Source organism: Xanthomonas sp. NCPPB 2250 (assembly GCF_056725265.1).
Genome location: NZ_CM161520.1, coordinates 346,214 through 362,113, shown reverse-complemented (window position 1 = coordinate 362,113; position 15,900 = coordinate 346,214). Strand labels below are relative to the sequence as shown.

The following is a 15,900-nucleotide window of genomic DNA, read 5'->3' as shown; positions in this document are numbered from 1 at the left end:
ACAAGGAGCGGCTTCAGCCGTGACGGATGAAGCCCAACGCCGACTGACACCGTCAGGCGTCGGGACTGAAGTCCGTCCCACAAGAAAATGCCAGCCCACTACGTCCAGGCTCTCCAGCGGCGCATCGGCCAGCACGTTCGCGTAGAGGATCGGCATGGGCACCGGACCATCGGCCGCGACCGGGTGACAGGTCGCGGCTGAAGCCGCTCCTACAAGAGACGCGTACAGCCAAGCGCGCTTTTACGAATCCCCAATCCCCAATCACGAATCCCCAAACACGAAACCCGCCGCGTCGACGTACTCAGCCCGGCATCGGCAAACGGAAGAATGTCCGCGCGGCAGCAGTGCTGGCCGCGGCGACCGTGGCCACGTCCTCACCACGGTCGCGCGCCAGTTCGTCGACGATGTGCGCGAGGAACGCCGGCTCGTTGCGGCGGTCCTTCGGCGTCGGCTTGAGCGTGCGTGGCAGCAGGTAGGGCGCGTCTGTCTCGATCATCAACCGCTCGGCGGGAATGTGCTTCACCAGCTCGCGCAGATGCGCGCCGCGGCGCTCGTCGCACAGCCAGCCGGTGATGCCGATGTACCAGTCGCGGTCCAGGTAGTCGAACAGTTCCTCGCGGCTGCCGGTGAAGCAATGCACCACCGCCGGACCGAGCTTGCCGTCGAACTGGCGCATCAGCGCCATGAAGTCGGCATGGGCGTCGCGCTGGTGCAGGAACAGCGGCTTGCCGTTGTCCACCGCCAGCTGCAGCTGCCGCTCGAACGCGCGGTGCTGCGCCGGGCGCGGCGAGAAATCGCGGAAGTAGTCCAAACCGCACTCGCCCACCGCCACCACTTCGGCATGCGCATGCAGCGCGCGCAGTTCGGCGTCGCATTCGGCGGTGTACTCCACCGCATGGTGCGGATGCACCCCGGCGGTGGCGTACAGCACGCCCGGATGCCGCTGCGCCAACTGCAGCGCCAGCGGCGAGTGCTCGCGGCTGGCGCCGGTGACCACCAGCTGCGCGACGCCGGCATCGCGGGCGCGCTGCAGCACCGCGTCGCGGTCGCGATCAAAGGACTCGTGGGTGAGGTTGGCGCCGATGTCGATCAGGGTCATGCGGTTGCGCGGGAATCAGCCGGGAAAGCGGCCAATTGTACGGGCCATGCGCCCACCGCCGCTCCACGGCGGCGCGGCGGCCACGTATCCTTTGCCGATGACGTCCGCCGTGTTTCCGATCGATCCGCTGCTGCCGCAACTGCGCGACAGCCTCGCCGCCCATCCGCGCCTGGTGCTGGAAGCCCCGCCCGGCGCCGGCAAGACCACCCAGGTGCCGCCGGCGCTGCTCGACGCGCCCTGGCTGCAGGGCCGGCGCATCGTGATGCTGGAACCGCGCCGGGTCGCCGCGCGCAGCGCCGCCACCTTCATGGCCCGGCAGCGCGGCGAGGCGCCGGGCGAGACCGTGGGCTATCGCATCCGCTTCGAGAACAAGGTGTCCGCGCGCACCCGCATCGAGGTCGTGACCGAGGGCATCCTGACCCGCATGCTGCAGGACGACCCAATGCTCGACGGGGTCGGCGCCCTGCTGTTCGACGAGTTCCACGAACGCCACCTGGCCGCGGACCTGGGCCTGGCGCTGGCGCTGGACGTGCAGGCGCAGGTGCGCGAAGACCTGCGCATCGTGGTGATGTCGGCCACGCTGGACGGCGAGCGCCTGGCGCAGTTCCTCGACGCGCCGCGGCTGTCCAGTGCCGGCCGCAGCTTCCCGGTGGAGATCGCGCATTTCCCGGCGCGGCGCGAGGAATCGCTGGAGGCGCAGACCCGGCGCGCGGTCGAACATGCGCTGCAGCAGCATCCGGGCGATGTGCTGGTGTTCCTGCCCGGACAGCGCGAGATCGGGCGGGTGCAGGCGGCGCTGGAAACGGCGGGTGTTGGGGGTGGTGCGGTGGCGGGTGGTGCTGAGGGTCTTACTCCAGCCGGCACCGCCTCTGGCGTACCCTCATCCGGCGCTGCGCGCCACCTTCTCCCGGCGGGAGAAGGGAGCGGAGTGGAGGTGTTGCCGCTGCATGGCGAATTGCCGGTGGAACAGCAGAGCAAGGTGCTGCAGCCGGATCCGCAGGGGCGGCGGCGCGTGGTGCTGGCGACCAATGTGGCCGAGTCCTCGGTGACGCTGCCCGGGGTGCGCGTGGTGATCGACGCCGGGCTGGCGCGCGAGCCGCACTATGATCCCAACAGCGGCTTCTCGCGGCTGGACGTGACTGCCATCGCCCAGGCCTCGGCCGACCAGCGCGCGGGCCGCGCCGGCCGTGTCGCCAGCGGCTGGACCTACCGGCTGTGGCCGCAGTCGCAACGCCTGGAGGCGCAACGCCGCGCCGAGATCCTGCAGGTGGAGCTGGCCGGGCTGGCGCTGGAACTGGCCGCCTGGGGCAGCGATGGCCTGCGCTTCGTCGATCCGCCGCCGGCCGGCGCGCTCGCCGCCGCCCGCGAGCTGCTGCAGCGGCTCGGCGCACTCGCCGAGAGTGGCGCCATCACCGCCAGCGGCCGGCGCATGCTCGCGCTGGGCACGCATCCGCGGCTGGCGGCGATGCTGCTGGCGGCCGGCGATGCGCGTGCGCAGGCGCTGGCCTGCGACCTGGCCGCCCTGATCGAAGCGCGCGATCCGCTGCGCCAGGGCGGCGACGCGCTGGCCGCACGCTGGCGCGCCCTGGCCGCGTTCCGCCGCGGCCGCGTACCGCACGACGCCAACCGCGGCGCACTGGCTGCGATCGATGCGGCCGCCAAGCAGTGGCGACGGCGCCTGCGCAGCGACGCCGCAGCGCCGGACAGCGTGGAGGCGCACGAACTCGGCGATCTGCTGGCGCACGCCTTTCCCGACCGCATCGGCACGCGTCACCCCAGCGATCCGCTGCGCTACCAGCTGGCCAACGGCCGCAGCGTGCGCCTGTTCGAGCACAGCGACCTGCGCGGCGAGCCCTGGCTGGTCGCCACCGAACTGCGCCACGAGGCCAAGGACGCGTTGCTGCTGCGCGCCGCACCGGTGGACGAGCGCTACCTGCGCGCGCAGTTTCCGCAGCGCTTCGCACAGGAAGACGTGGTGCGCTGGGACCCGGAACGACGCGCGCTCACGGCGCTGCGCGAGACCCGTTTCGACCGCATCGTGCTCGACAGCCGCCCCGCCGGCCGGGTCGAACCGGCGCAGGCAGCCGCGGCGCTGACCGAGGCGGTGCGCGAACTTGGGCTGCAGGCGCTGCCCTGGAGCGAGAACCTGTCGCAATGGCGCGCACGGGTGGCGGGACTGCGCCAGTGGATGCCGGAACTGGACCTGCCGGACCTGGGCGATGCCGCGCTGCTGGCCAGCCTCGACGACTGGCTGCGCCCGGCCTTCGCCGGCAAGACCCGGCTCGATGCGCTGAGCGAGGACGAACTGGGCGAGGCGCTGAAGGCGCGGCTGCCGTGGGACCGCCGCCAGGCCATCGACCGCCACGCGCCGGTGCGTATCGCGGTGCCGTCGGGGATGGAACGGCGCATCGACTACAGCCTGGACCACGCCGGGCAGCCGCAGCCGCCAGTGCTGGCGGTCAAGCTGCAGGAGCTGTTCGGCCTGGCCGACACCCCGCGCATCGCCGACGGCCGCGTGCCGCTGCTGCTGCACCTGCTCTCGCCCGGCGGGCGGCCGCTGCAGGTCACCCAGGACCTGCGCAACTTCTGGTCCAACACCTATCCGGAAGTGAAGAAGGAAATGAAAGGCCGCTATCCGCGCCACCCGTGGCCGGACGACCCCTGGACCGCCACCGCCAGCCATCGCGCCAAGCCACGCGGCACCTGAGCGCGCATCGAGGCCCGGGCGCCCCCTCTCGCGGCGCGGCGCATTGTGCCTTCCACCCGCGTTGCGTATGTTGCGCTGGCAGAGATGTCAAAGGCGCCGCGGCGTTCTGGCATCACGCTGCGACAGCCCAGTCCGTTGGCTCCGGCAGCATCGTGTTGGTTGTTCCTGTCCGGGAAATCGCCGGTTTCACGACAACGCCGGCACCTCACACAAGGCGACGTGCGCATGGCTCTGGACGGCGTGAAAATCCTCGATGGCGACTTGGCGCACGATGCCTATGCGGCCGTGCTCGCGGCCGTTCAAGCCGGGCAACCGGCCACTGCCATCAGGAAGGCCATCCCGCTGTTGCCTCGCAAGACATTCGACGACCTCGACAACGAAATCTATCTCACCAGCACCGCGCTCGCCTATTGGGAGTCGGGCCTGCTGTCCGCGTCCGACGTAGCGGACCTGGAAGCGAAAGTCTGGAGCCTTTTTAACGAAAAGAACTGGACAAGTCTTTTCGGCGCCAGTGAAGGGAAGAAGCGCAAGACGCAGCTCCAGGCACTTTTCAAGAAACTCGGCAAGCCGCACGCCGTCGCCGAACCGAAACCAATTGAAGGCATCTTTCGGGAAGACCAAGCCTACGCCTTCGCGCTCGGCGGGGGACTGTTAGGCGCCTTTCTCTGCGTGGGAGTCGGGTACGTCGGAGGCGAGATCTCCCGTTACTCGATCGTCTTCTTCGATTACCAAGGTCCCCTGCCCCGTCTGGACGATCTGAAAAACGCCAGGCTGCAGGGTGGATTCGTTGCCAGTGCCGGGGATCGCTCCTTCGTGGCCCGGCATCAGCCGGGAGTGGAGAGGCTCTGGCAATTCGCCGGCAACGAGACGCTCGGCGAATTCGGGCTACACCAGAACACGATTCGGCACACGCATCTCCTGGACATCGGAACGGAGGCCTTCGTGGAGCTGGGCCGCATCCAACTCCAGGCGTCGCTGAAAGCGATGAAGTCCTCCAGCGTGCTCGAAGCACTGGAGCATTTCCAGGAAGATCTGGAGATCGCGCTATCGGCGGCGGCCGCCTCACGGAAGGAATTGACTTTCTTCCCGGTCAGCCTGCTCGTCGATGCAGGAGCCTCAGGGTAAACGCCTCGCCACCACGCCCCATTCAGCCGGCAGACGAATCCACGGCGCCGCGCTAACGCCCCGTATACGGTAGGCGGGCGACACTGCAACCCTTCATTCCTGCCAGTAGGGGACGCCCATGAGCAAGCTGACCATCATCACCGATCGCGCCCTGGATCTCGCCAGCCACGCCGGCGACAGCCTCAAGCACTTCGGCCCGCAGGCGAACAAGTGGTTGCAGTCGGGCAAGGCGATGGGCGCGCTCAAGGCGGGCGCCGCGATGGGTGCGGTGAAGACCGGCTCCAAGGTCGCGCGCACCGCCGTGCGCCGCAACCCGGCCATCGCGATCGCCGCTGCCGCGGTGGGTGTGGGTCTGCTCGGCTACGCCATCTACCGCAAGCGCCAGCGCGACAAGGGCGCGCCGATCGAAGGCAATGCGCAGCGCATCGAAGCCGCCAACAAGCGCGGCAACGTCGGTGCGCGCCGCAGCGCTGCCAGCACCCGCGGCACGCGCCGCAATGCCGCAGCGCAGGACGCCACCGAAGAGTGAGGTCCGCGCACTGCCGCTGACGGCAGCCGCAGCATGAAACGCAGCGACCGGGAAACATCCCGGTCGCTTTTTTTATGGATTCACTGCGGCCCTGCTTTTCCAACGTAGGAGCGGCGTCAGCCGCGACGCGGTGAGCCGGGATTGGGGAATCGGGATTGGAGAGTCGCAACGGCGATTTCCCCACCCGCGATGCCTCCCATGTAGGAGCGGCTTCAGCCGCGACCGGAGCGCATCGGTAACGTCTCGGTCGCGGCTGAAACGCTCCTACGCGTCACTCGGCACAACACGCACTACAGCGCGCGCCAGGCCCCCGGCGCCAACCCGTCCAGGCGGTGCGCGCCCATCGCCACACGCACCAGGCGCAGGGTCGGCAGGCCGACCGCGGCCGTCATCCGCCGCACCTGGCGGTTGCGGCCTTCGCGCAGCACGATCTGCAACCAGGCATCGGGCACGCTTTTGCGGAAGCGCACCGGCGGATCGCGCGACCACAGCGATGGCGCTGTGTCCAGCAGCGTCACCTCGGCCCGCGCGGTCGGGCCGTCGTTCAACAGCACACCGTCGCGCAGGCGCTGCAGCTGCTCCGGTTGCGGTGCACCCTCCACCTGCACCCAGTAGGTCTTGGGCTGCTTGTGCCGCGGATCGGTAAGACGATGCGCCAGCGCGCCATCGTCGGTCAGCAGCAGCAGGCCTTCGCTGTCGTAGTCCAGGCGCCCGGCCGCGTACACATCGGCGGGCAGGCCGAACTCGGCCAGGGTGCGCCGCGGCGGCGTGCTGCGGTCGGTGAACTGGCACAGCACGTTGAAGGGCTTGTTGAAGGCGATCAGCATCGGCGGGAACGGCAGCGAACCTGCGCCGCACGACGCGGCGCAGGCATTGTCCCATGCGCGCGCGGCGTGCCGCCCGCGCGCCGGCTCAACGCTTGACGAATTTCAGGGTCATCCGGTCGCTCTCGCCGATCGCCTGGTACTTGGCGTCGTCGGCGGCCTCGTGCTGGTTGCTCGGCGGCAACGTCCATACGCCACCCGGATAATCCTTGGTGTCGCGCGGATTGGCGTTGAGCTCGCTCTTGCCGGCCAGCTTGAAACCGGCGGCCTCGGCCATGGCGATCACCTGCGCCTGGCCGACATAGCCGCTCTTGTCGTCGGCCGGCACGTCGGCCTTGGCGCGGTGTTCGACCACGCCGAGCACGCCGCCGGGCTTGAGCACCTGGTAGAAGCCCTTGAACATGCCCTCGGCCTGCCCGGCCATGCGCCAGTTGTGCACGTTGCGGAAGGTCAGCACCAGGTCGGCCGAGCCGGGCGGGCCGAACACCGGCGCGTTCGGCGCATACGCCACGATGCGCGCGCGGTCGTACTGCGCCGGCGCCGCGGCGAACTTCTGCTCCAGGCCGGCGCGCGCCTTCTGCTGGTAGTCGCGGCCGCGCCCTTCCGGCACGGCGGCCGGCTCCACCACCGCAGCGATGTACTGGCCGCGCTCGCGCAGGTACGGCGCCAGGATCTCCGCATACCAGCCGCCGCCCGGGGTGACCTCGATCACCGTCTGGGTCGGCTTGATGCCGAAGAACGCCAGGGTCTGGCCGGGATGGCGGTAAGCGTCGCGGGCGACGTTGGCGCGGTCGCGCCAGCTGCCGTTGATCGCAGCCTGCAGCGACGCGTCCGGCGCCGGCAGCGTCGCGGTGTCGGCAGGCTTGATCGCCTGCGCTGCGGGGGCGAGCAAGGCGGTGGCGACGGCCAGCGTACAGGCGCAGGCGAGCGAGGTTCGAAGCGTCATGGCAGGCATCCGCAAGAGGAGGTGGGGCGAGCCTAGCATGCGGCCCGACAAGCCCGAATGTTGCGCTCCCGTTAGCGCGAATCACGCCGGCGGAACGCTGTTTTCGCGAGCATTGGCCGATCCTTCGACCCCCGGCGACTATCCTGTCGCCTTTCCCCACAGTGGAGCGTTTTCCATGCTGCACACGCGCGAACTCGGCCGCTCCGGCCTGCATGCGGCACCGCTGGCGTTCGGCGGCAACGTGTTCGGCTGGAGCGCCGACGCCAGGACCTCCTTCGCCCTGCTCGATGCCTTCGTCGAGGCCGGCTGCAATCTTATCGACACCGCCGATGTCTACTCGGCCTGGGTTCCGGGCAACCACGGCGGCGAATCGGAAACGCTGATCGGACAGTGGCTCAAGCGCAGCGGCAAGCGCGACAAGGTGCTGATCGCGACCAAGGTCGGCAAGTGGGCCGAACGCCCGGGCCTGTCGGCCGACACCATCGCCGCCGCCGCGGAGGACTCGCTGCAGCGCCTGCAGACCGACGTCATCGATCTGTATCAGGCGCACGCGGACGACGATTCGGTGCCGCTGGAAGCCACGCTGGCCGCGTTCGGGCGGCTGATCGAACAGGGCAAGGTGCGCGCCATCGGCGCCTCCAACTACAGCGCCGCGCGCCTGCGCGAGGCGCTGAACGTCTCCGCGCAATACGGCCTGCCCCGCTACGAAACGCTGCAGCCGGAGTACAACCTGTACGACCGCGCCGGCTACGAGGCCGAACTGGAGCCGCTGGTGCGCGAACAGGGCCTGGGCGTGCTGTGCTACTACGCGCTGGCCAGCGGCTTCCTCAGCGGCAAGTACCGCCGCGCCGAAGACGCGGGCAAGAGCCAGGCGCGCGGCGTCAGCGTGGTCGCGCGCTATCTCAACGCGCGCGGCCTGCGCATCCTCGCCGCGCTCGACGACATCGCCGGCAAGCACGCGGCCACGCCCACGCAGGTGGCGCTGGCCTGGTTGATGGCGCGGCCCGGCATCGTCGCGCCGATCGCCAGCGCGACCAGCCTGGAGCAACTGCAGGACTTGCTCGCCGCCGCGCGCCTGCAGCTGTCGGCCGAGGACATCGCGCAATTGAATACCGCAAGTGAGGAAACCGCATGACCACCCCCACCCAGACCACCCGCATCGTGCTCGCATCGCGTCCGCAGGGCGCACCCGGCACCGACAACTTCCGCACCGAACAGGCGCCGCTGGCGCCGCCCGGCCCGGGCCAGGTGCTGCTGCGCAACCGCTGGCTGTCGCTGGACCCGTACATGCGCGGACGCATGAGCGATGCGCCGTCCTACGCGCCGCCGGTGCAACTGGGCGAGACCATGGTCGGCAGCACCGTGGCCGAGGTGCTGCAATCCAATTCCCCCGACCATGCGCCGGGCGATCTGGTGCTGGTGCAGAACGGCGGCTGGCAGACCCATCTGGTCGTCGACGGCGCCAGCCTGCGGCGCAAGCTCGATCCCAACTCGCCGCTGCCGCCGAGCACCGCGCTCGGCGTGTACGGCATGCCCGGCTTCACCGCCTACGCCGGCCTGCACGAGATCGGCAAGCCGCAGCCGGGCGAGACCGTGGCGGTGGCCGCAGCCACCGGCCCGGTCGGCGCCACGGTGGCGCAGATCGCCAGGCTGCGCGGGGCGAACGTGATCGCCATCGCCGGCGGCGCGGAAAAATGCCGCTACCTGCGCGAGGAGTTGGGTGTGGACGTGGCCCTGGACCACCGCGCCAAGGACTTCGCCGAGCAGTTGCGCGGCGCCGCGACCGACGGCATCGATGTGTACTTCGAGAACGTCGGCGGCCACGTGTTCGACGCGGTGCTGCCGCTGCTCAACGATTTCGCCCGCGTGCCGGTGTGCGGCACCATCGCCACCTACAACGCCAACGGCGCGCTGCCGCCGGGGCCGGACCGGCTGCCGGCGCTGATGGGCCAGGTGCTGCGCCAGCGCCTGACCCTGCGCGGCTTCATCGTCGGCGACTTCGTCAAGCTGTACCCGGAGTTCCTGCGCGAGATGGGCGCCTGGCTGGCCGACGGCCGCGTGCGCTACCGCGAACACGTGGTGGACGGCCTGGAGAACGCGCCGCAGGCCTTCATCGACATGCTGAGCGGCGGCAACTTCGGCAAGCTGGTGGTGCGGCTGGGCGACTGAGGCGAGAAGGTCCGAGGCTGTCGGGACTGATCCCACAAAAATGCACGAGAGTCCTTCCCACATCGTGCCCGGACACTGATCACCGCGAGTCGCTGTAGCAGTCACGATCGCTTGGCTTTGGATGTTGCTGTTGCCCTTGTTTTTGACTTACTGGGTTCCCTTCCGAAGCGGCGGCCATCGCGGGGAAACACCCGAAGGGCGGCGTACATGGATGTACGCCGTCCGCGGCAGGGGCAGGATGCCCCTTCCGCGGATCCCCGTGATGGACGCGGACCCGGAGCGCGCAGCGCGGAGGGCGCGAGGCAGGGCGCGCTTTCTTTTGGTTACTTTTCTTTGCGCGAGCAAAGAAAAGTAACTCGCCCATAAGGGCGAAAGCCTTTGCTTTCGCTTGAGATTTGCGTGTCGGACGAAAAAGAACCGTAGGAGCGGCTGTCGCAGCGCCCATCTGCTTCATGACGCGGGACGATCGCCTGGCGCCTGGCGCCCTCGACCACACCCCAGCATCGACGCCCGCGAGTACAGCCACTACCATCGGACGCATCGCCGCCGCCGCCGCTTCCATGTCCGAGTCCCCGCGTCCCCCTCGCGCACGCCGCACCGCGCGTGCCGCCACCGCCCCCACCCCGCCCGAGCGCGGCCTGGCCGCGGAACTGATGCGGCGCATCGGCGAATGCGAAGGCGACCCGAACTTCATGACCTCGCTGGCGCGCGGCCTGGCCGTGCTCAGCGCCTTCGGCCAGCACAGCCGCGACGTCAGCATGGCCCAGCTCAGCGCCGATACCGGCATCCCGCGCGCGGCGGTGCGGCGCGTGCTGTACACGCTGGAGAAGCTCGGCTACGCCGGCACCCACGGCCGCGGCTACGTGCTGCTGCCGCGCGCGCTGGGCATCGGCAGCGGCTACCTGTCCACCGCCGCGCTGTCGGTGGCGGCGCAACCGGTGCTGGACGCACTGCGCGACACCCTGCACGAGTCCTGCTCGCTGGGCGTGCTCGACGGCGACGACCTGCTGTACGTGGCGCGTGCGGAAACCGTGCGGATCATGTCGATCGGCCTGCGCGCCGGCAGCCGCCTGCCGGCGTACTGCACCTCGATGGGCCGGGTGTTGCTGGCGGCGCAGCCGGGCGACACCTTGAACAGTTATCTGGAGCGCAATCCGCTGCGCCCGCGCACCGAGCGCACCGTTACCGACCGCGCGCAGTTCCAGGCACTGCTCGAGCGCGTGCAGCGCGACGGCTACGCGGTGGTGGACCAGGAACTGGAGATCGGCCTGCGTTCGGTGGCGGTGCCGGTGCGCAACCGCCAGGACCGCGTGGTCGCCGCGCTCAACGTCGGCAGCTCGGTGGCGCGGATGACCCTGGGCAGCCTGCAGAGCACGGTGCTGCCGGCGCTGCGGCATGCGGCGCAGCAGTTGAGTCGGGTGCTGGACTGAGCGCCACCGACGCGGCACCGACCCGCCGCGTTGCCCACCAGAACAGCAACGCCAGCAGGCTGACCGCCGCCCCCAGGCGACACACGCCGGCCCATCCGGCCTGCGCGTAGGTCGCGGTCGTCGCGATCGCGCCCAGTCCGCTGCCCGCCGCGTAGAACAGCATGTACAGACCGATCAGCCGGCCGTGCGCCTGCGGCCGGCGACGCAGGATCATGCTCTGGCTGGTGACGTGCAGCGCCTGCCCGGCCAGGTCGAGCAGGACGATTCCCAGCACCAGCGCGGCGAGCGACTGTGGCAGCCACGACAACGGCCACCACGCCAGCACCAACACCACCAGCGCCGCAGCGCTGGTGCGCTGGGCATGGCCGCGGTCGGCCCAGTGCCCGGCGCGTGCGGCCGCCAGCGCACCGACCGCGCCGACCAGGCCAAACGCGCCGATGGCAAGGTGCGAGAACGCATGGGGCGGCGCCCGCAGCGGCAATACCAGCGCGCTCCAGAAGATGTTGAACGCCGCGAACATCAGCAGCGCCAGTACGCCGCGGACCTGCAGCACGCGCTCCTGCCGCAGCAGCGTCAGCATGGACATGATCAGACGCGGATAGGGCAGCGGCTGCGGAGGCACCGGCAGCGCCGGCAACCAGCGCCACAGCGGCAACGCGAGCGCCAGCATCAGCACCGCGGCGCCCGCATAGACCCCGCGCCAGCCGGCCAGCTCGCTGACCCCGCCGGCGAACACCCGCGCCAGCAACAGGCCGATGAACACCCCGCCCTGCGCCGCACCGACCACCCGCCCCTGCTCCTGCGGCGCCGCGGCGCTGGCGGCATAGGCGATCAGGCCCTGGGTCATCGCCGTGCCCAGCATGCCGACAGCGAGCATGCCGGCCAGCAACACCGGCGCCGACCGCGCCACGCTCACCACGACCAGCGCCGCGACCAGCCCCAGCGCCTGCACCGCCATCAGGCGACGACGCTCCACCAGGTCGCCCAGCGGCACCAGCAACAGCAGGGCCAGCGCGCAACCGATCTGGGCGGCGCTGACTACGCCGCCCACCGCCGCCGGGCGGATGCCGAAATCCGCTGCCAGCGCATCCAGCAGCGGCTGCGCGTAATAGACGTTGGCCACGCTCAGGCCGCTGGCGATGGCGAACAGCCAGACCAGGCGACGCGGCATGGCGGGCGCAGCGGTGACGGGTTGCATGATCGACGGCTCGCCTATTCTGGTTTCAAAACGAAACTTGTTTCAGGCTAGGCCGATAGGTTTTAAAATGCAACCACTGCCGCCGAGCGCCTGCCAGGAACGCCGATGCCGCCCCGCCCTGCCCTGCCCCCTTCGCCCTGCCCGGTGGCGCGCAGCGCCGACCTGATCGGCGACCGCTGGTCGCTGCTGATCGTGCGTGACGCGTTCGATGGCGTGCGCCGCTTCGGCGACTTCCAGCGCAGCCTGGGCATGGCCCGCAACATCCTGGCCGACCGGCTGCGCAAGCTGGTCGAGGCCGGCATCCTGGAGACGCGCGAGGCGTCCGACGGCAGCGCCTACCGCGAGTACGCGCTGAGCGCCAAGGGCGAGGACCTGTTCGCGGTGGTACTGGCGCTGCGGCAATGGGGCGAACGGCATCTGTTCGACCACGGCGAGCGCCATTCGGTACTGATCGACACGCGCAACGGCAAGCCAGTCGCACGCATGCTGCCGCGCGCCGCCGATGGCACGCGGCTGAGCCCGGCGGTCACCGAAGTGCGCAAGGTGCGCTGAGCGGAGCGCCAAGCGCGCTAGGCGGCGCCCTCGGCGGCCTGCTCGGCCAGGATCGGCGCGGCCAGGGCGAAGGCGTGGTTGGCCGCGGGAACGCCGCAATAGATCGCCGCCTGCAGCAGCACTTCCTTGATCTCGTCGGCGCTGACGCCGTTGTTGCGCGCGGCGCGCACGTGCAGCTTGAACTCCTCGTCGTGGCCGCGCGCGACCATCATCGCCAGGGTCAGCAGCGAGCGCGTGTGCCGCGGCAGGCCCTCGCGGGTCCACACCGTGCCCCAGGCGGTGCGGGTGATGAAGTCCTGGAATTCCTCGGTGAACGGCGTGCGCGCGGCCAGCGAGCGGTCGACGTGGGCATCGCCGAGCACCGCGCGGCGCACCTGCAGGCCGGCGGCGTAGCGTTCGTTCTCGTCCATCGGGTCGACTCCTGAAACGTGGGGAAAAGGCAGGCGCGTTACTGCAGCAGGAAGCGCAGCAGCGCGTCGTTGAAGGCGTGCGGCGACTCGACGTTGCACAGGTGACGGCCGTGCACCTCGGCATAGCCACCCTTCGCCACCTGCGCGGCGATGGCCTGCAACTCGGCCGGCGGACACACCGGATCGTCGTGCCCGGCCACAGCCAGCACCGGCACGCCGATCTCGCCCAGGCGCTCACGGAAGTCGGCCTCGGCCAGCGCCTGGCAGCAGCCGATGTAGGCCTGCGCATCGGTGGCGCGGAAGCTGTCCAGGATCGCCTCGACCGTGGCCGGCTGCGCCTCGGCGAAGGCCGGGGTGAACCAGCGGGTGCGGGTGCCCTCGCACAGCGGCGCCAGGCCCTCGGCGCGCACTTGCTCGATGCGCGTCTGCCAGCTCTCGGCGCTGCCGATTTTGGCCGCGGTGGCGCACAGGGTGAGGCTGAGCAGGCGCTCGCCCGCGTGCAGGCCCAGCCACTGCCCGGTCAACCCGCCGATCGACAGGCCGCAGAAATGACTGCGCTCGATCGACAACGCATCCCAGAGCGCCAGCACGTCGCCGCCGAGGTGGGCCATGGCGTACGGTGTGGGCGCGGCGGTGGAGGCGCCATGGCCGCGGCGGTCGTAGCGCAGCACGCGGAAATGCGGCGCCAGCGCGGCGATCTGCGCGTCCCACATGTGCAGATCGGTGCCGAGCGAATTACACAGGGTCAGCCACGGACGGCCTTCGCTGCCGTCGATGCGGTAATGCAGACGATGCGTGGGCAGGTCGAGGATCGGCATGGGCGGCGCTCGCTGGGAAAAGATGGAAGGGGCCGTCGCGGCACGCAACCGCGCGGCACCGCAAGTCTAGAACGTGGCGCCGACGCTGCGGCAGACAGGCACGGCGCGACGGCTCACGCGCGCGCCTGCGCGGCGAGCACGCGCTCGATCCACACCGTGGCCATGCCGCGCCAGCTGTCGCTGGCGAACAGCGCCTCCAGATCCGCCGGCGCCAGCACCGCGCTCACCTGCGGCTCCTCGGCCAGCACCGCGCGCAGGTGCTGCTGCGTGGCCAGCGCGCGGCGCACCGCGGTTTCCACCAGCGCGTGCGCGGCGGCCTTGCCCAGGTGCGAGGCCAGTGTCACCGCCACCGCCTCGGCGTAGAGCAGGCCGCCGTGGCTGTCCAGATGCGCGGCCATGCGCGCGCGGTCCAGTTCCAGGCCCTCGATCAGCACGCGCACCTGGGCCAGGCTGCCGGCGCTCAGGCGCACCAGTTCCGGCAAGGTTTCCCATTCGGCATGCCAGCCGCCGACCGCGCGCTCGTGTTCCTGCGGCAGCGCCGCGAACAGGGTCGCCAGCAGGCCCGGCGCGCGCGTGGCCGCGGCGATCGCGACCACGCAGCCGACCGGATTGCGCTTGTGCGGCATCGCCGAGGAGCCGCCCTTGCCCGCCGCCGCCGGTTCGAACGCCTCGGCCACCTCCGACTGCATCAGCAGCGCCACGTCGCGGCCGATCTTGCCGAGGCTGCCGGCCAGCAGCGCGAACGCCGCGCCGATCTCGCCGATGCGGTCGCGCGCCGCGTGCCAGGGCAGCGCCGGCAGCGGCAGCCGCAATTCCTCGGCCAGCGCCTCGGCCACGGCCAGGCCCTGCGACTGCAGCGCGGCCAGGGTGCCGGCGGCACCGCCGAACTGCAGCACCAGCGCGTCCTCGCGCAGCGCCTGCAGGCGCCGCCGGCCGCGCTGCAGCGCGTCCAGCCAGCCGGCGGCCTTCAGCCCGAAGGTCACCGGCACCGCCTGCTGCAACAGCGTGCGCCCGGGCAGGCCGGTGTCGCGCTCGCGCTGCGCCAGCGCCGCCAGCGCCGCGCACAGCGCGTCCAGTTGCGCCTCCACGCGGTCGAGCGCGGCGCGCAGTTGCAGCACCGCGCCGCTGTCGATGATGTCCTGGCTGGTCGCGCCCCAGTGCACCCAGCGCGCGGCCTCCTCATCGGCGGCGGCGACTTGCGCGGTCAGCGCCTTGACCAGCGGGATCGCCGGATTGCCGGCCAGCGCGGTGGCGGCGGCGAGCGCGGCCAGGTCGTAGCGTGCGGCATCGCAGGCCGCGGCGATCGGCGCCACCGCGCTGGCCGGGATCACCCCGCAGCGCGCCTGCGCGCGCGCCAGTGCCGCTTCCACGTCGAGCATGGCCTGCAGGCGGGCGCGATCGTCGAACGCGGCATCGACGATCGGATCGCCGAACAAGGGGCGCAACAGGGACTCGGACACGCTCATCGGTTCGTACACGGTGGAGAGGTGAGGCAGGGTAACCGTTGCGGCCTGTCCGGAATGTCTGGCGTGCTCAGTAGCGGAAGAACACGGTCTCGTGCTCGCCCTGCATGCGCACGTCCCACTGGTAGCGGTTGGGCGCCTGCGGTTGCGCGATCAGGGTGGCGCGGCGCTCGGCCGGCACCTGTGCCAGGATCGCGTCGCCGTCCAGGTCGTCGTCGCCGAAGTACAGCCGGGTCGGCGCGGCGCGCAGCAGGCCGCGCATGAACACCAGCACCACCAAATGCGGCGCCTGCAGCCCCTTGGGTCCGGCGACACGGCCGGGCTTGACCGTGCGGAAGGCGAAGCGGCCCTGCGCGTCGGTCGGCACCCGGCCCCAGCCGTGGAAGGCCGGATCGTGGTCGCCGCGGCGCGGATCGGCGGCATGGTCGTAGATACCGGCGGCGTCGGCCTGCCAGATCTCCAGCAGCGCATCGCCGACCGGCGCGCCGTGGCCGTCGAACACGCTGCCCACGATCTCCACATGGGTGCCCTGCGCCTGCGCCGGCGCGATCTCGGTGCGGTACAGCGGCTCCAGCCCGATCCGGTAGTAGGGGCCGACCGTCTGCGACGGGGTTGCCTGGAAACTCATCG

Annotated in this window: 15 protein-coding genes; 7 read left to right on the top strand and 8 right to left on the bottom strand. The window is 70.8% G+C overall.

What is annotated here, in order from left to right:
* Nucleotides 1-301: 301 nt before the first annotated feature.
* A complete protein-coding gene (locus AC1PMG_RS01585) occupies nt 302-1,099 on the bottom strand; it encodes a TatD family hydrolase (RefSeq protein ID WP_481110409.1) in 798 nt (265 codons plus the stop codon).
* Between the two features lie 97 nt (nt 1,100-1,196).
* Between AC1PMG_RS01585 and hrpB the strand changes: the two genes are divergently transcribed.
* From hrpB to AC1PMG_RS01570, 3 genes are all read left to right on the top strand, one after another.
* A complete protein-coding gene (hrpB, locus tag AC1PMG_RS01580; RefSeq protein WP_481110408.1) occupies nt 1,197-3,806 on the top strand; it encodes an ATP-dependent helicase HrpB in 2,610 nt (869 codons plus the stop codon).
* A 225-nt stretch (nt 3,807-4,031) separates the two neighbouring features.
* Nucleotides 4,032-4,931: a hypothetical protein gene (locus tag AC1PMG_RS01575; protein WP_481110407.1), complete on the top strand. Its 900-nt coding sequence runs from the start codon at nt 4,032-4,034 to the stop codon at nt 4,929-4,931.
* 118 nt (nt 4,932-5,049) lie between these two features.
* Entirely contained in the window at nt 5,050-5,460 is a 411-nt protein-coding gene (locus tag AC1PMG_RS01570) for a hypothetical protein (RefSeq protein WP_017908157.1), read from the top strand.
* A 290-nt stretch (nt 5,461-5,750) separates the two neighbouring features.
* Here the strand turns inward: AC1PMG_RS01570 and AC1PMG_RS01565 are convergent, their stop codons facing one another.
* The gene (locus tag AC1PMG_RS01565; RefSeq protein WP_481110406.1) at nt 5,751-6,287 is read right to left on the bottom strand and encodes a pseudouridine synthase; all 537 of its coding nucleotides are present in this window, start codon (nt 6,285-6,287) and stop codon (nt 5,751-5,753) included.
* An 85-nt stretch (nt 6,288-6,372) separates the two neighbouring features.
* Complete coding sequence (locus AC1PMG_RS01560; protein ID WP_481110405.1) at nt 6,373-7,230, bottom strand: class I SAM-dependent methyltransferase; 858 nt, start codon at nt 7,228-7,230, stop codon at nt 6,373-6,375.
* 175 nt (nt 7,231-7,405) lie between these two features.
* On the opposite strand from AC1PMG_RS01560, the gene AC1PMG_RS01555 reads away from it, so the two are divergent.
* The 3 genes from AC1PMG_RS01555 (at nt 7,406) to AC1PMG_RS01545 (ending at nt 10,829) form a co-directional block, all read left to right on the top strand.
* The gene (locus AC1PMG_RS01555) at nt 7,406-8,365 is read left to right on the top strand and encodes an aldo/keto reductase (RefSeq protein ID WP_481110404.1); all 960 of its coding nucleotides are present in this window, start codon (nt 7,406-7,408) and stop codon (nt 8,363-8,365) included.
* Nucleotides 8,362-9,399 (top strand): NADP-dependent oxidoreductase, encoded by a 1,038-nt coding sequence (locus AC1PMG_RS01550; RefSeq protein WP_481110403.1) that lies wholly within the window; start codon nt 8,362-8,364, stop codon nt 9,397-9,399. Before AC1PMG_RS01555 ends, AC1PMG_RS01550 begins: the two co-directional genes overlap by 4 nt.
* A 560-nt stretch (nt 9,400-9,959) precedes the next feature.
* The gene (locus AC1PMG_RS01545; RefSeq protein WP_017908152.1) at nt 9,960-10,829 is read left to right on the top strand and encodes an IclR family transcriptional regulator domain-containing protein; all 870 of its coding nucleotides are present in this window, start codon (nt 9,960-9,962) and stop codon (nt 10,827-10,829) included.
* Here the strand turns inward: AC1PMG_RS01545 and AC1PMG_RS01540 are convergent.
* Nucleotides 10,723-12,027: an MFS transporter gene (locus AC1PMG_RS01540; protein ID WP_481110402.1), complete on the bottom strand. Its 1,305-nt coding sequence runs from the start codon at nt 12,025-12,027 to the stop codon at nt 10,723-10,725. The genes AC1PMG_RS01545 and AC1PMG_RS01540 overlap by 107 nt on opposite strands.
* Before the next feature lie 105 nt (nt 12,028-12,132).
* On the opposite strand from AC1PMG_RS01540, the gene AC1PMG_RS01535 reads away from it, so the two are divergent.
* Nucleotides 12,133-12,579, top strand: a complete 447-nt coding sequence (locus AC1PMG_RS01535) for a winged helix-turn-helix transcriptional regulator (RefSeq protein ID WP_481110401.1) — start codon at nt 12,133-12,135, stop codon at nt 12,577-12,579.
* A gap of 17 nt (nt 12,580-12,596) precedes the next feature.
* Here the strand turns inward: AC1PMG_RS01535 and pcaC are convergent, their stop codons facing one another.
* From pcaC to pcaG, 4 genes are all read right to left on the bottom strand, one after another.
* Entirely contained in the window at nt 12,597-12,989 is a 393-nt protein-coding gene (gene pcaC, locus AC1PMG_RS01530) for a 4-carboxymuconolactone decarboxylase (protein ID WP_048490650.1), read from the bottom strand.
* Between the two features lie 38 nt (nt 12,990-13,027).
* On the bottom strand, nt 13,028-13,807 hold the full coding sequence (pcaD, locus tag AC1PMG_RS01525) for a 3-oxoadipate enol-lactonase (RefSeq protein WP_481110400.1): 780 nt from the start codon (nt 13,805-13,807) through the stop codon (nt 13,028-13,030).
* 113 nt (nt 13,808-13,920) lie between these two features.
* Nucleotides 13,921-15,273 (bottom strand): 3-carboxy-cis,cis-muconate cycloisomerase, encoded by a 1,353-nt coding sequence (locus AC1PMG_RS01520; RefSeq protein ID WP_481110399.1) that lies wholly within the window; start codon nt 15,271-15,273, stop codon nt 13,921-13,923.
* Between the two features lie 67 nt (nt 15,274-15,340).
* A complete protein-coding gene (gene pcaG, locus AC1PMG_RS01515) occupies nt 15,341-15,898 on the bottom strand; it encodes a protocatechuate 3,4-dioxygenase subunit alpha (protein WP_481110398.1) in 558 nt (185 codons plus the stop codon).
* Nucleotides 15,899-15,900 lie beyond the last annotated feature (2 nt).

Bases quoted from the DNA above. Each gene is read 5' to 3' on its own strand.
- AC1PMG_RS01585 (WP_481110409.1), bottom strand. From the start codon at position 1,099: ATGACCCTGATCGACATCGGCGCCAACCTCACCCACGAGTCCTTTGAT.
- hrpB (WP_481110408.1), top strand. From the start codon at position 1,197: ATGACGTCCGCCGTGTTTCCGATCGATCCGCTGCTGCCGCAACTGCGC.
- AC1PMG_RS01575 (WP_481110407.1), top strand. From the start codon at position 4,032: ATGGCTCTGGACGGCGTGAAAATCCTCGATGGCGACTTGGCGCACGAT.
- AC1PMG_RS01570 (WP_017908157.1), top strand. From the start codon at position 5,050: ATGAGCAAGCTGACCATCATCACCGATCGCGCCCTGGATCTCGCCAGC.
- AC1PMG_RS01565 (WP_481110406.1), bottom strand. From the start codon at position 6,287: ATGCTGATCGCCTTCAACAAGCCCTTCAACGTGCTGTGCCAGTTCACC.
- AC1PMG_RS01560 (WP_481110405.1), bottom strand. From the start codon at position 7,230: ATGACGCTTCGAACCTCGCTCGCCTGCGCCTGTACGCTGGCCGTCGCC.
- AC1PMG_RS01555 (WP_481110404.1), top strand. From the start codon at position 7,406: ATGCTGCACACGCGCGAACTCGGCCGCTCCGGCCTGCATGCGGCACCG.
- AC1PMG_RS01550 (WP_481110403.1), top strand. From the start codon at position 8,362: ATGACCACCCCCACCCAGACCACCCGCATCGTGCTCGCATCGCGTCCG.
- AC1PMG_RS01545 (WP_017908152.1), top strand. From the start codon at position 9,960: ATGTCCGAGTCCCCGCGTCCCCCTCGCGCACGCCGCACCGCGCGTGCC.
- AC1PMG_RS01540 (WP_481110402.1), bottom strand. From the start codon at position 12,027: ATGCAACCCGTCACCGCTGCGCCCGCCATGCCGCGTCGCCTGGTCTGG.
- AC1PMG_RS01535 (WP_481110401.1), top strand. From the start codon at position 12,133: ATGCCGCCCCGCCCTGCCCTGCCCCCTTCGCCCTGCCCGGTGGCGCGC.
- pcaC (WP_048490650.1), bottom strand. From the start codon at position 12,989: ATGGACGAGAACGAACGCTACGCCGCCGGCCTGCAGGTGCGCCGCGCG.
- pcaD (WP_481110400.1), bottom strand. From the start codon at position 13,807: ATGCCGATCCTCGACCTGCCCACGCATCGTCTGCATTACCGCATCGAC.
- AC1PMG_RS01520 (WP_481110399.1), bottom strand. From the start codon at position 15,273: ATGAGCGTGTCCGAGTCCCTGTTGCGCCCCTTGTTCGGCGATCCGATC.
- pcaG (WP_481110398.1), bottom strand. From the start codon at position 15,898: ATGAGTTTCCAGGCAACCCCGTCGCAGACGGTCGGCCCCTACTACCGG.